Annotated in this window: 10 protein-coding genes; 7 read left to right on the top strand and 3 right to left on the bottom strand. The window is 67.6% G+C overall.

Features of this window, described 5'->3' with window-relative positions; genetic code table 11:
- Positions 1-3 precede the first annotated feature (3 nt).
- Complete coding sequence (gene murJ, locus CA237_RS04805; RefSeq protein ID WP_066688422.1) at positions 4-1584, bottom strand: murein biosynthesis integral membrane protein MurJ; 1581 nt, start codon at positions 1582-1584, stop codon at positions 4-6.
- A gap of 255 nt (positions 1585-1839) precedes the next feature.
- Positions 1840-2340, bottom strand: a complete 501-nt coding sequence (gene secB, locus CA237_RS04800) for a protein-export chaperone SecB (protein ID WP_066688424.1) — start codon at positions 2338-2340, stop codon at positions 1840-1842.
- 183 nt (positions 2341-2523) lie between these two features.
- On the opposite strand from secB, the gene CA237_RS04795 reads away from it, so the two are divergent.
- From CA237_RS04795 to CA237_RS04785, 3 genes are read left to right on the top strand one after another with little or no spacing between them, the layout of a single operon-like run.
- Complete coding sequence (locus CA237_RS04795) at positions 2524-3165, top strand: Tim44/TimA family putative adaptor protein (protein ID WP_157092677.1); 642 nt, start codon at positions 2524-2526, stop codon at positions 3163-3165.
- Positions 3166-3170: 5 nt separating this feature from the next.
- The gene (locus tag CA237_RS04790) at positions 3171-4457 is read left to right on the top strand and encodes a murein transglycosylase A (RefSeq protein ID WP_206432946.1); all 1287 of its coding nucleotides are present in this window, start codon (positions 3171-3173) and stop codon (positions 4455-4457) included.
- Positions 4438-4992: a Smr/MutS family protein gene (locus CA237_RS04785; RefSeq protein WP_066688429.1), complete on the top strand. Its 555-nt coding sequence runs from the start codon at positions 4438-4440 to the stop codon at positions 4990-4992. Before CA237_RS04790 ends, CA237_RS04785 begins: the two co-directional genes overlap by 20 nt.
- A 67-nt stretch (positions 4993-5059) precedes the next feature.
- Here CA237_RS04785 and CA237_RS19585 read toward each other — a convergent pair whose 3' ends face one another.
- Positions 5060-8428, bottom strand: coding sequence for a family 16 glycosylhydrolase (locus CA237_RS19585; RefSeq protein ID WP_164523832.1), 3369 nt, complete (start codon positions 8426-8428; stop codon positions 5060-5062).
- A gap of 359 nt (positions 8429-8787) precedes the next feature.
- Between CA237_RS19585 and CA237_RS04750 the strand changes: the two genes are divergently transcribed.
- From CA237_RS04750 to CA237_RS04735, 4 genes are read left to right on the top strand one after another with little or no spacing between them, the layout of a single operon-like run.
- Positions 8788-10014, top strand: coding sequence for an outer membrane beta-barrel protein (locus CA237_RS04750; protein ID WP_066688435.1), 1227 nt, complete (start codon positions 8788-8790; stop codon positions 10012-10014).
- Positions 10015-10032: 18 nt separating this feature from the next.
- Positions 10033-10836 (top strand): SLBB domain-containing protein, encoded by an 804-nt coding sequence (locus tag CA237_RS04745; protein ID WP_066688439.1) that lies wholly within the window; start codon positions 10033-10035, stop codon positions 10834-10836.
- 29 nt (positions 10837-10865) lie between these two features.
- Positions 10866-12077: an ATP-binding protein gene (locus CA237_RS04740; protein WP_066688441.1), complete on the top strand. Its 1212-nt coding sequence runs from the start codon at positions 10866-10868 to the stop codon at positions 12075-12077.
- A gap of 37 nt (positions 12078-12114) precedes the next feature.
- A complete protein-coding gene (locus CA237_RS04735) occupies positions 12115-13455 on the top strand; it encodes a GNVR domain-containing protein (RefSeq protein WP_066688443.1) in 1341 nt (446 codons plus the stop codon).
- Positions 13456-13467: the final 12 nt, after the last annotated feature.

Genomic DNA, 13467 nt, shown 5'->3' with positions numbered 1-13467 from the left:
GTGTTACGCGGCACGCCGCCGGAGCAGCGCGCGAAGATCGGCCAGCCGGAACGCTCCGGTGACCAGGCAGGCGATGCCATAGACGATGGCGCCCGCGCCGACGAGGGCGACCATGCCGAGGATGCGGGTGACCACCGCGCCCGTCGTCCACGGGGCAACCAGCGTATCGGCGAAGAACAGCGCCGCCCCCATCAGCAGCGAGGCGAGCGCGAAGCGCGGCAGGCGGTGGGTCAATTGCCTGTCGAGCGCGAAATGCCCGCGCCGCCTGAGCGTGACGTACAGCATCGCGACATTGACCCAGGCCGACACGGCGGTGGCGAGCGGCGGGCCGACATGGGCGACGGTCGGGATCAGCGCGAGGTTCAGCACGATGTTGATGCCGATCGACCACATGGCGAAGCGCACCGGCGTCCGCGTATCCTCCCGCGCATAGAAGCCCGGGGTCAGCACCTTGATGAGGACATAGGCCGGCAGCCCGAGCGAGAAGGCGGCGAGCGACTGGGCGCAGCGGATCGTGTCCTGCGCGGTGAAGGCGCCATGCTGGAACAGCGCGCGGATGATCGGTTCGGCGACGGTCAGGAAGGCGATGGTCGCGGGCAGCGTCAGCAGCAGCGCCAGCTCGATACCGCGATTCTGCGTGTCCATCGCGCCGGCATCGTCCTTGCGGCTGAGCTGGCGCGAGATGGTGGGGAGCAGGATGGTGCCAAGGCCGATGCCGATCAGCCCGAGCGGCAGCTGGTTCAGCCGGTCGGCATAATAGATGTAGGAGATCGACCCGGCGTCGAGCAGCTTGCCCGACAGCGCGGTCGAGATGACGAGGTTGAACTGCATCGCGCCCGCCCCGGCGGCGGCAGGCACGATCAGCTTCAGCATCGCGCGGACATCGTCGGTCATGCGCGGGCGGCGGGGTTTGAGCGAGACGCCGGCGCGGCGGCAGGCGAACATCAGCCAGCCGAGCTGCAACGCGCCGCCCGCCGTCACTGCCCATGCCTGGACGCGAGCGGTCGCGTAAGGATCGGGTCCGTGGAAGAAGACCAGTCCGGCGACCATCGCGACGTTCAACAGGATGGGGGCCGCGGCATTGACCCAGAATTTGTCGAGCGAATTGAGGATCGCGCCGAGCAACGACACGATCGAGATCAGCAGCAGATAGGGAATGGTGATCCGCGACAGCGTGACCGCATAGGCGAACTGGTCGGGCGTCGGATCGTTGAACCCGCCCGACAGCAGGTACGTCAGCGGCCATGCGGCGATCAGCATGACGACCGTCGCGGCGATCAGTACCGGCAGCAGCACCGACAGCACGTCGCGGGCAAAGGCGATGCCGGTCGCCAGACCCTGTCCCTCGGCGGCGCTGTCACCTTCGGCCACCTTCTTGTTGAACAGCGGTACGAAGGCGGCGTTGAAGGCCCCTTCGGCAAACAGCGCGCGGAACATGTTGGGCAGGCGGAAGGCGACGAGGAACGCGTCGGAGGCGAAGCCTGCGCCGACGAAGGTCGCCTGCAGCGAGTCGCGGACCAGCGCGAGTATTCGGCTGGCCAGCGTCAGCCCGCCGACCGACCCCAAGGATTTGGCGAGTTTCATGACCGGTAGCCCATCGACATTCCGCTGTTCCCGGTGCCGTTCCTGATCGGAGGGGGCGCGACGTTCGTCATGCCGGACGCGTTCGAGACCTTGGTGAGGTCGCCCTTAAGCGTATCCCCGCGCAGGCGGGGATCCAGAGCGACATAGGCAAGCCGTTGCCTTGCTTGACCCTGGACCCCCGCCTGCGCGGGGGTACGGAACGGGGCGGGGGCAGGGGGCAATTCCGATAAAAGCCAAGCCCGCCCGCCCCGAAGATCAGGCGTGGCCGGCGACTTCGCCCAGCGCGCCCTGCTGTTCGGCCTGCGCGATGTAGAGCTGCGCGAAGTCGATCGGCTCCAGCATCAGCGGCGGGAAGCCGCCGTCGCGGACCGCGTCGGCCAGCACGCGGCGGGCGAAGGGGAACAGGATGCGCGGCGCTTCGCCGAGCAGGAACGGCTGGAGATGTTCGTCGGGGATGTTGCGCAGCCCGAACAGCCCCGCGAACGACAGGTCGACGAGGTACATCACCTGACCTTCGATTTCGGCGCGCGCCTCCATCTTCAGCACGACTTCGTGCACGCCGTCGCCGACCATGTTGGCGCCGATGTTGAACTGCACGTCCAGCTTCGGGCTGCCCGCGATCTGGTACACGCCCGGCGCGTTCGGGTTTTCGAACGACAGGTCCTTGACGTACTGGGTGATGACGTTGACCGACGGCTGGCTGTCGTCCCCGTTGGCAAACGCGTCGATGCCGGTGGCGTCGTTCTGATCTTCCATGATAATCCCTGTCCGCTCAGGCGGAAAGCTTTGGCGCTTGCCGCGTTAAGATGGCGCGGACTAGCAGCGGCAGGACCGCGATTCAACGGGTCGACCCGCCCGGCGAACCAGAAGGCCGCCGCATCATTTGTATCCGCGCCCGATCGGTCCTATGTCCGGTCGACGGAAGGAAGTGAAGGCATGTTGGTTTTTGTCGTCCTGCTCGCGATGGTTGCGGCGTTTCTGGCGATGCGGCTCTATGCCGTGCTCGGCAAGCGGACCGGCCATGAACCCCTGCCGCGCACGGCCGAGGAACGCATCGGCACGCCGCCGCTCGCCCGCCCGGTCGAGGCGGCGCCGGAGGCACGGGTGCTGGGGCCGAAACATGTCGAAAGCGGTGCCGAAGGCGGCCTGCGCGCGCTGATCGCCGCCGATCCGACCTTCGACGTCGCGCAGTTCATCGAAGGCGCCAAGTCGGCCTATCGCATGATCCTCGAAGCATTCTGGAAGGGCGACGAATCGACCCTCGAATGGCTGACCGAGCGCGATGTGCGCGAGGCGTTTTCGCAGGCGATCGCCGAGCGCAATGCGGCGGGCCATGTCCTCGACAACCGGCTGGTGTCGATCGAGCGTGCGGTCGTGACCGAGGCATCGGTCGAGGGCGGCGTCGCCCGCGTCGCGGTACGCTTCGACGCCGATATCGCCGCGATCACCCGCGATGCCGATGGCAACATGATCGCCGGGTCGCTGTCGGACGCGGTCGAGACGCATGACGTGTGGACGTTCCTGCGGGTGCTGAAGAGCAGCGACCCGAACTGGAAGCTCGCCGACACCGACGAAGCCTGAGCGTCATGAACAAGGGGGGGATGGCGGCACTCGCCGCGCTGCTGCTGGCCGGCTGTTCCAATGCGATCGTGCCGCGGGGCGCGGAGAGTGCCGCGTCGCGGCCGGCGCCCGAGCGGCCCGCTATTACGCGCGGCACGCCGAGCCGCCCCCTGCCGGTGCGCCAGCCGACCGCATCGGTGCCGTTGCCGCCGATCACCGGCGTGGGCACGGTCGACGGTGCTGCGACCGCGCTGGCCGCCGGAGTCGTCGCCGGGCCGCCGGTCGCCAGCCTGCCGATCACCGACGACGCGGCCGAGCGCGCGCTGGCGGCGTTCCGCATCAGTTGCCCCTCCGTCACGCGCAAGGCCGATCCGACCGGGCTGACCCGCCCAGCCGACTGGCAGGCGGCGTGCGATGCGGCGCGCGGCGTCGGTGCGGGCGGGGCGCGGGCCTTTTTCGCGCGCTGGTTCGAAACGGCGCAGGTCGGTGACGGCAAGGCGTTCGCCACCGGCTATTACGAACCCGAAATCCATGGGTCGCGCGACCGGCGCAGCGGGTACGAGACGCCGATCTATGGCGTGCCGGGCGATCTGGTCGAGGCGGACCTGGGGCTGTTTTCGGCCGACCTCAAGGCCAAGCGGCTTCGCGGGCGGGTCGATGGCAAGGCCTTCGTTCCCTATTACGACCGGACCGCGATCGAGGAAGGCGCGCTGGCCGGGCGGGGTCTTGAGATCGCGTGGGCGGCCGATCCGGTCGAGATGTTCTTCCTGCAGGTGCAGGGGTCGGGCCGGCTGCGGCTGCCCGATGGCGGCGTCATGCGCATCGGCTATGCCGGGCAGAATGGCCGCGACTATACCGGCATCGGCAAGCTGATGCGCGACCGCGGGCTGGTGCAGCCGGGGCAGGCGTCGATGCAGGGGCTGATGGCGTGGCTGCGCGCCAATCCCGAACAGGGCCGCGCGATCATGCGCGAGAACAAGAGCTTCGTGTTCTTCCGCGAACTGACCGGGCCGGGGCCGCTGGGCGCGCTGGGGCTGCCGGTGACGGGGCAGGCGAGCGTCGCGGCGGACGTGCGCTTCGTGCCGTTGGGCGCGCCGGTGTTCCTGTCGATGGACCGCACCGATGCCACCGGGCTGTGGGTCGCGCAGGATACCGGCGGTGCGATCAAGGGCACCAACCGCTTCGACACCTTCTGGGGTGCGGGCGACGAGGCGCGGGCGATCGCCGGCGGCATGAGCGCGCGCGGCACCGCCTTCCTGTTGCTGCCGATCGGCACCGTTCAGCGGATCGCGGGTGGCCGGGCGACGCCTTGACCCCGGCGAAGCGGCGCTGTGGGCGCGGGTGGTCGCGGCGGTAAAGCCGCTCCATGCCGTGCGCCCGGTGCCGGTCGCGCCGGCGCTGTTCGAAAAGCTGGAGAAGCACGGCGCGCCGGCACCCAAGCCGGTGCGGGCGAAGGCGCCTGCCGCGGCGCCGGTGCCGGCCAAGGCGCGGACGCCGGGCGCGACGCTCGACGCCAGCTGGGACCGGCGGCTGTCGCGCGGGCTGGTCAGCCCGGAATCGACGATCGATCTTCACGGGCATACGCTGCATTCGGCGCATCTGCTGCTCGATCAGGGGCTGGCACGCGCGATTCAGCGCGGCGACCGGGTGCTGCTGCTGGTGACGGGCAAGCCGCCGCGCCCCGAATCGGAACGGCCGCATGCGCGCGGCGCGATCCGCGCGGCGGTGGGCGACTGGATATTGGCGGGGCGGCATGCCGACCGCGTGGCCTCGATCCGCCCCGCGCATCCGCGCCATGGCGGGCAGGGGGCGCTGTACCTGATCCTGCGGCGGCCGGCGGCGCGGTAGTCTTTCGCCGCACGTAGAAAGGGAGGCCCCGGCGCGTGCCGGAGCCTCCCCCCCGAAGTCGCCAGCGTCAGGCGTGGGTGATCATGCCCCACGACTTGATCGACAGCTCGTTGGCGGCGACGCCGAGCAGCTCGATCGAGCCATGGCCCTCCATCGACACGATCGCGCCATGCTCGCCATTGACGATCGACAGCTTCTTCATGTCGACGACCCCGTCAGCGAACCAGCCGCGCAGGTCGATGCGGTCGTCCCAGTCGAAGTCGGTGATGACGTCGTTGCCCGACACGCCGCTGAACAGGAAGGTATCGGCCCCGCCGCCGCCGGTCAGCCGGTCGTTGCCGGCGCCGCCGTCGATGCCGTTGTTCCATTTGTTGCCGGTGATGAAGTTGTCGAGCGCGTTGCCGGTGGCACGCACCGCGTTGCCGATCAGCGTCAGGTCCTCGACATGGTCGCCCAGCACATAGTCGATCGAGGCGAAGATCTTGTCCCGGCCGCCCTGGCCGTTGTGGAAATATTCGGTCACGGTGTCGCGGGCATTGTCGACATAATAGATGTCGTCGCCGTCGCCGCCCTCCATCCGGTCTGCCCCGACACCGCCGTTCAGCACGTCGTTGCCGTCGCCGCCGATCAGCCGGTCGTCGCCGGCATAGCCGAACAGCTGGTCGTCGCCTTCGTCACCGACCAGCGTCTCGTTGCCGCTGCCGCCATGGATCGTGTCGTTGCCGGTCCCGCCATACAGCGAGTTCCAGCCGGTCCCGCCATAGATGGTATCGTTGCCGGCACCGCCATAGATGGTGTCGTTGCCGTCGCCGCCGTTCAGGATATTGTCCATGTCGTTGCCGGTGATGACATTGTGGCCGGCATTGCCCGTGCCGCGGATCGCGGACCCCGTCAGGGTCAGATCCTCGACATTGGCGGTCAGGGTATAGTCGACCGAGGCGAACACCTTGTCATAGCCGCCGGCACCGCCGTTGAAGAACTCGATCACGCTGTCGCGGACATTGTCGACATAATAGGTGTCGTCGCCGTCGCCGCCGGTCATCCGGTCGGCTCCCGTCCCGCCGTCGAGCAGGTCGTTGCCGAGGCCGGCGGTGAGCACGTCGTCGCCGCCGCCGCCGAACAGGCGATTGTCGTTCTCGTTGCCGTAGAGCGTGTTGTTCTGGGCGTTGCCGATGCCGGTAATGGCCGGGCCGACCAGCTGCAGTTCTTCGACATTGTCGGACAGGGTATAGTCGACCGACGCGCGGACCCGGTCATAGCCTTCGCCGAACAGTTCCTCGATCACGTCGCCGACATGGTCGACATGATATTGATCGTCACCCTGGCCGCCGGCCATGAAGTCGGCGTCATAACCGCCGATCAGCGTGTCGTTGCCCGGACCGCCATACAGCTTGTCCTCGCCGGCATCGCCATACAGCGTGTCGTTGTGCGCGCCGCCGTCGATCACGTCGTTGCCGTCGCCGCCGTACAGCACGTCATAGCCATCGCCGCCGTACATCCTGTCGTTGCCGGCACCGCCATACAGCTTGTCATTGCCTGCGCCGCCATCGAGGATGTCGTCGCCGCGCCCGCCGTTGAGCGTGTCGTGCCCGCCCAGCCCGCGCAGCGTGTTGCCGAGGTCGTTGGCGGTCAGGATATTGTCCTGTTCGGTGCCGGTGCCGCTGCGGGCAGTGCCGATCAGCGTCAGGTCCTCGACATTGGCGGTCAGCGTATAATCGACCGAGGCGAAGACCTTGTCATAGCCGCCCTTGCCGTTGTTGTAATATTCGCTGACCCGGTCGCCGGCATTGTCGACATAATAGATGTCGTCGCCATCGCCGCCGGCCATGTCGTCGGCCCCGGTCCCGCCGTCGAGCAGGTCGTTGCCCGCCCCGCCGGTCAAGGTGTCGTTGCCGGCGCCGCCGAACATCCTGTCGTTGCCCGCGCGGCCGTCCATCACATCGGCACCGGTGCCGCCGGTCAGCAGGTCGTCGCCGAACGTACCCTGCGTGTGCGGCACGCTGTCGTTCAGGTAGAAGGTCTCGCCCTTGCTGGTGTAGCTTTCGGTATCGCTGTTCGCATAGACGCGGACATAATCGACCTTGAACTGGCCCGTCCCGGTGGTGGCATCGGGCGCGCCCGGCCAGCTGCCGCCGACCGCCAGGTTGATCATCATGTAGAATTCGGCCGTCGCATCCGTCGGCGACTTGTAGCGCGCGACCTCGACCCCATCGATGTACCAGACCAGCGAATCCTTGGTCCAGTTCATGCCGTAGGTGTGCGGTTCGCTGGAGTCGACATGCGTCGTCTGGGTTTGAAAGGTGTGCGAGCCCGTCTCGGCGGCGGTATGGCTGCTCATGTAGATCGTGTCGGACCGGTCGCCGATCGCTTCCACGACGTCGAGCTCGGGCGGCCAGCGGCCATCGGCCGACTTCAGCCAGAAGGCGGGCAGAAAGCCCTTGCCCTCGGGCAGCGTCGCACGGATTTCGAAATAGCCGTATTTTTGCGAGAAAGCGTCCTTCGTCGACAGCACCCCGGTCGTGTAGGTGCGACCATCGATCAGGCTGGACAGCGCGCCCGCCGGCTTGGCGGTGATCGCCAGCACGCCATTGTCGATCGAGAAGGGATTGACGCCGAGAAGCTTCGATGCGGCCTGGAAGGTGTCGTTGACATAGGCACCGACTTCACCGGGACGGTAATTGTCGTTCGTGCCACCATTGCCCCAGTCGGTGCGCCAGAATCCACCCTGCGACTGGGTGACCAGCTTGTCGAAATTCTCCTCGAAGGTCAGCTTCAGCGTGCTGCGATCGAGTTCGAGTTCGAAATTCTTCGCCGACAGCGCGTCGACCTGCGTGTCGCGCAACACCAGCTTCTGATCGTCCGACAGGGTTATCGTCACGTCCGCCCCGGTCTGCGTCATGCGCGCCTTCAGGTCGGCGAAATCGTGATAGCCAAAGCCGCTCAGGCGGACATTGTCCTGCGCGACATTGAAGTTATAGACCGCGTCCGATCCCTCGCCCTTGCGCACGATGACGGTGTCGACGCCCTTGCCGCCGACGATGACGTCGTCACCCAGGCCCCCGTTCAATTCGCTGCCGGTGTCGCCCGCGGTCAGGACGTTGTCGAGCGCGTTGCCGAAACCGAACCGGGCGCTTGCCCCCGACAGCGTCAGGTTCTCGACGTGATCGGGCAGATAGGCTGCCTCGATATGACTGTAGACCGTGTCGATGCCGCCACCGGCCTTTTCAGTGACGGTCGCCTTCGACCAGAGGTGATAGGTGTCGTCACCATCACCACCGGTCATCACGCTCTGGACGCCGCTGCCATAGCCTGCGCTGTGCAGCGCGTTGTTGTCGGCGTTGCCGGTGCTGACGCTGCCATCGGCATTGCGGGTGGCGTTACTCTTTACCGCACCCGAAACCGACAACGTTTTTCCGGCGCCATTAACGTAAACCATGGGGACGAGTTCCTCTGACCAAGCCCGCATCAGATCGCTGATTCCCTGTAAAATTTCGGCTTGCGCACGCGGTTAAATCTTTGTTCATCTTAATTTGCATAGCTGACGCGGCGTTCGGGCCACCGGCGGTAGGTCTGTTCGCGTACAGCGTTTTGCGCGGTACCGATTTCCGCGCCATGCTATGGTCCGGACGGTGGCGTGAGATCCCGCGCTAACCATTAGTTTTTTTGCAATGCAGCAATCTTTTGACGTCGCCTGTTTCCTGGGTTAGGCGAGCGCGAGACTTGAACCGGTGCAGCTTGGAGATGCAGGTGCCAATCGATCGGCGAATCAGCACATGTCGGCGTTCCTGTGCGGCCATGATGCTAACGTCGGCGATGCTGGCGTCGGCGCTGCCCGCGTTCGCCCAGCCGCGCGAAGTGGCGGGACGCTCGCGCGATGTGCAGCAGCCCCTGTCGCTCTATCTGCCGTCGGCGGTCGCGTCGGCGCCGCTGTCGCTGCGCGAAAACGACATCATCATCACGCCCGCGCTGTCGGTCGCCTATGACGACAATATCTTTCGCACGATCAAGGGGGCCGATGGGCGCACCGACGAGCTGATCGTCGCGCCGGCGGTATCGGCGCGGATCGACCGCATCCTGGGCGGGGCGCAGGTGACGGCGAACGCGCTGTACGGCTATGAAATCTTCACCTTCAATCCCGACCGCAGCCGGCCGCGTCTGGCGCTGGGCGCGCGGGGCACGGCGGGGATTGCGGGCACGTGCAGCATCACGCCCTACGGCGAATATAACCGCCAGCGCACCGATTTCGGCGATCTCAACGCGCCGCTCGACAACACCATCCGCCAGACGCGCTTTGGGGCGACCGCGACGTGCCAGCGGCCAGCGGGCTTCTATCCGCTGCTGTCGGCCGAGCGGTATGAATCGGACAATGACGGCGAGTTCGACTATGCCGACCAGCGGACGACCTCCGGCATCGTCGGCATCGGCTATCGCCGGCCGAGCCTGGGGCAGGCGCTGGCCTATTATCGCCGCGACGACATCACCCGTCCGAACCAGGTGCGCGGCGGCAGTTCGGTCGATCGCGCCGGCGTGGCGCTCGATCGGGCGGTGTCGCCGCTGCTGACCGCCAGCGTCGACGTCCATTGGCTGTCGGTGCGCAGCGACGACCCGCTGATCGAGGATTATGGCGGTCTCGGCTGGCGCGCGCAGGTGGTCAGCCGGGCGCTGGCCCCGCTGAAGATCGAAGCGACGGCGGCGCGGTCGGTGGTGTTCGATACGCTGCTGACCACCGCCTATGCCGTGCAGTCGAGCTACAGCCTGGTCGGGCAGATGCAGGTCAACGAACTGACCTCCGCCACATTGGGCTTCGATTACCGGACCCGCGATTTCCGCGCGCCGCCGGGCGGCGTGCGTGGCGGGCTGGAAAAGGACCAGTCGCCGATTTTCCGTGCCGGTTTGGCACGGCAGATGACGGGGCGGTTGTTTCTGCGACTCGACGCGACCCATTCGCGGCGCAAGACGGAGCCGTCGATCGGCGATTTCGATGCGACCCGCGTGACTGCGTCCGCCGAAATGCGATTCTGAGGAAAAGGCTGAGCCAAGATGAACAGCACCAAGATGCGCCTGATCGGCGGCGCGATGTTCGCCGCGATCACCTTCCCGTCGGTCCTGCCGGCGCAGACCCCGGCGACCGCGCCGGCCGCCACGCTGCCGCAGGCGGGCTATATCCTGGGTCCCGACGACGAGGTCGCGATCAGCGTCTACGGCCGGACCGACATGGCGGTGAAGACCCGCATCGCCGCCGACGGCACGGTCAACATGCCGCTGCTGGGCCCGGTGCGGGCCGCCGGCATGACCGCCGCCGACCTGTCGCGCACGCTGGCCAGTGAATATTCGCGTCGCGGCTATCTGACCAAGCCGTCGATCAGCGTCGAGGTGTCGAACTATGTCAGCCGGTCGGCGACGGTGCTGGGCAATGTGCCCAATGCCGGCAACTATCCGCTCGACCGCCCCTATACCGTCGCGATGCTGATCGCGCGGGCCGGCGGCGTGCGCGCCGATGGCGCCAACGTCGTCGTGCTGACCCCGATGAACGGGGCGCCCGAACGCCTGTCGCTCGCCGATCTGGGCGCAGGCGGGGCGCGGCTGGTGCGGCCGGGCGACACGCTGTTCGTGCCGCCGGCGGAGATGGTCTATGTCTATGGCCAGGTGAACGAGCCGGGCGCCTTCGCGGTGCAGCCGGGGATGACCTATCGCCAGGCGCTGGCGCGCGCGGGCGGTCCGACGCTCGCCGGATCGACGCGGCGGATCGAGGTGCGGCGCGGTGGCCAGAAGGTCAACGGCCTGGGCCTGGACGACGTGGTGCAGCCCGAAGACGTGCTGATCATCAAGGAAAAGCTGTTCTGATCGCGACCGGCGGTTAAAGGAAATTTCGCATGGGCGTGTTCGCCAGCTTGAAGACCATGTTCGCACGGCTGATCGATCCCCCGCGGCACCGCCCGCTCCGGATCGAGCGGGTCGTGCCGTTTCCGCCGGCGGCGGAACCCGCCGCGCCGGTCGCACAGCCCGATCGCCGGCTGCGCATCCATCGGGGCTTTGCCGCGGCATTGCCGGTCGAGGACCGGTTCGGCCTGTCGGGCCGCACCGAGGAAGTCGACCGGATGGTGCGCGGTGTCGTGTGGGAGCGCAAGCACGTCGTCGTGTTCGGCGCGCGCGGGTCGGGCAAGACGTCGCTGGTCCGCGTGTTCGGCGATTTCGCCGACGAGGTGGGCCAGATCGTCCTGTACGAATCGACCAGCGGCAATATCGGCTTCACCGACCTGTTCCGCCCGTTCCTCGAATCGCTGCCGGGCACCGGGCGCGACACCGCGCTGATGCAGCGGCTGGCGGCGCTGAACGACGTGGCCTTCGGTCCGCGCGAACTGGCGACCGCGCTGGGCGAGGTGCGGCAGCCGACCGTGCTGGTTCTCGACGAATTCGACCGGATCGACGATGCCGCCGTGCAGTCGGAGGTCGCCGCGCTGATGAAGCTGCTGAGCGACATGCATGCGCGGGTGCAGATCGTCATCGTCGGGATCGCGGCCAATGTCGATGACCTGATCAGCGGCCATCCGTCGCTTAGGCGGCACATGCTGGTCGTGCCGGTCGGGCCGATCGCGGCCGACGACCTGCGCACCCTGCTGGACAGCTGCGCGGACAAGTGCGGCATGGCTTTCGCACCCGATGCGGCCGCGGCGGTCGTGCATTCGGCCTATGGATCGCCCTATCACGCGCGGCTGTTCGGGCTGGAGGCGGCGCTGGTCGCCGATGCGCGCGGCAGCGACCGGATCGAGGCGGCGGATGTGGCGCAGGGCTTCCAGCGCGCCTTTGCCGGCTGGGCCGATATCAGCGGCAACGACCACCGCATCTTCACCCGGGCGATCGGCGACCCGGCGACGAACGACGACCTGCTGCGGCTGGTCGAGCGGACGACGCTGGGCCGCGACACGCTGGACGATGCGGCGCTGGCACGGGTGATGCAGCAGGTGGGGCCGGCGCTGGTGACGATGGCGCATGGCGCGGTGATGTTCCGCGACAGCCTGGCGCCGCAGTTCCTGGGACTGATGATCGAACATGGGGTCGGGGTGCGCCGGATCGGCGGCCAGTGATCGGGGGACGGGGCCTGCCCCGGAAAGGTGTGACGGAATGAGCTTCAACTTAGCCGATCTATGGCAGGTCGTACGGACCCGTCTGATGCTGATCCTGCTGGTCGGCGGGGTCGTGTTCGCGCTGGCGGCGACGCTGGCGCTGATCCAGCCCCGCCAGTATCGCGCGACATCGTCGCTGCTGGTCGATCTGGCCCAGACCGACCAGTCCGAAAAGGACCAGCAGCAAAGCGCCGCGGTGATCGATTCGATCATCGGCACGCAGGTCAGCGTGCTGCGCAGCGAGCTGGTGCTGTCCGAAGTGGCGGCCAAGTCCGGCCTGATCGAAAAGCCGAACGACCCGGTCGAGGTGCAGCGCGTTCGCGACGAGATCGCGAAGAATCTGAGCGTCGATACCGACCGCCAGAGCAACGTCATCACGATCGGCTATATCGACCGCGATCCGGAAACGGCGGCGCGGGTGGCGAACCTGTTCGCCGACACCTTCCTGGCGAAGCAGGTCGAGCTGCGTGTCAACCCGGCCCGCGTCAATGCGCGCTGGTATGACCAGCGGACCGCCGAGGTGCGCGAGCGTTTCGAACAGGCGCAGCGCCGCCTGACCGATTTCCAGCGCGCCAACGGCATCATCGGTGTCGACCGCATGGACGTCGAGGCGGAGAAGCTGAAGAGCCTGTCGGCCGAGCTGACCAGCGCCGAAGCCGCCGCCGCCGAGGCACGGTCGAAGGCCGGTGGCGCGAACATGCCAGAGGTCAACGCCGCGCTGTCGGTGCAGGGGCTGCAGCAGCAGGTGGCGATCAAGTCGGCCGAAGCCGCCGAACTCGGCCGCACGCTGGGGCCGAACCATCCCGAGATGATCGCGGCGCAGGCCCAGCTGGCGACGTTGCGCGCCCAGCTGGCGGCGACCCGCGGCATTCAGTCGAACGCCCTGTCAGCCGCGAGCGGCGCGGCGGTGCGGCGCGAGGCCGACCTGCGCAACCGGCTGGCCGAACAGCAGGCGCGGATGCTGCGGATGTCGGGCACCCAGGACCAGCTGTCGGTGCTGCAGCGTGACGTCGATGCCGCGCGCCAGACCTATGACACGGTGCGCCAACGCCTGAACGATGCCGCGCTCAAGAGCGAAGTGTCGCGGGCGAACACCACGGTCCTCGACCGTGCGACCGCACCGCTGCTGCCGTTCAAGCCGAACGTGCTGCTGTGGTTGCTGGGCGGGCTGGTGTTCGGCGGCGTGCTGGGCTGCGGCTTGGCGCTCATCCTCGAAATCGCATCGCCCCGTGCGCGCTCGGCCAGTGGCCTTGCCAAGGCGACCGACCTCGACGTCCTGGCCGACTTCACCGACGGCAGCTCGGACAAGTCCTCCGCCCTTGCGCTCCGTCACGCCTAAGCTTTGGGAAAG

Origin of the sequence: Sphingomonas sp. ABOLH (genome assembly GCF_003951715.1) — a bacterium.
In the GTDB taxonomy this organism is placed as follows: Bacteria; Pseudomonadota; Alphaproteobacteria; order Sphingomonadales; family Sphingomonadaceae; genus Sphingomonas; species Sphingomonas hankookensis_A.
This window is presented reverse-complemented; position numbering and strand designations above follow the sequence as displayed.

What these genes read in the sequence shown, in the direction of transcription:
- CA237_RS04735 (WP_066688443.1), top strand. Translation starts at nt 12,115, where the DNA reads ATGAGCTTCAACTTAGCCGATCTATGGCAGGTCGTACGGACCCGTCTG.
- CA237_RS04790 (WP_206432946.1), top strand. Translation starts at nt 3,171, where the DNA reads ATGAACAAGGGGGGGATGGCGGCACTCGCCGCGCTGCTGCTGGCCGGC.
- CA237_RS19585 (WP_164523832.1), bottom strand. Translation starts at nt 8,428, where the DNA reads ATGGTTTACGTTAATGGCGCCGGAAAAACGTTGTCGGTTTCGGGTGCG.
- murJ (WP_066688422.1), bottom strand. Translation starts at nt 1,584, where the DNA reads ATGAAACTCGCCAAATCCTTGGGGTCGGTCGGCGGGCTGACGCTGGCC.
- CA237_RS04740 (WP_066688441.1), top strand. Translation starts at nt 10,866, where the DNA reads ATGGGCGTGTTCGCCAGCTTGAAGACCATGTTCGCACGGCTGATCGAT.
- secB (WP_066688424.1), bottom strand. Translation starts at nt 2,340, where the DNA reads ATGGAAGATCAGAACGACGCCACCGGCATCGACGCGTTTGCCAACGGG.
- CA237_RS04745 (WP_066688439.1), top strand. Translation starts at nt 10,033, where the DNA reads ATGAACAGCACCAAGATGCGCCTGATCGGCGGCGCGATGTTCGCCGCG.
- CA237_RS04750 (WP_066688435.1), top strand. Translation starts at nt 8,788, where the DNA reads ATGATGCTAACGTCGGCGATGCTGGCGTCGGCGCTGCCCGCGTTCGCC.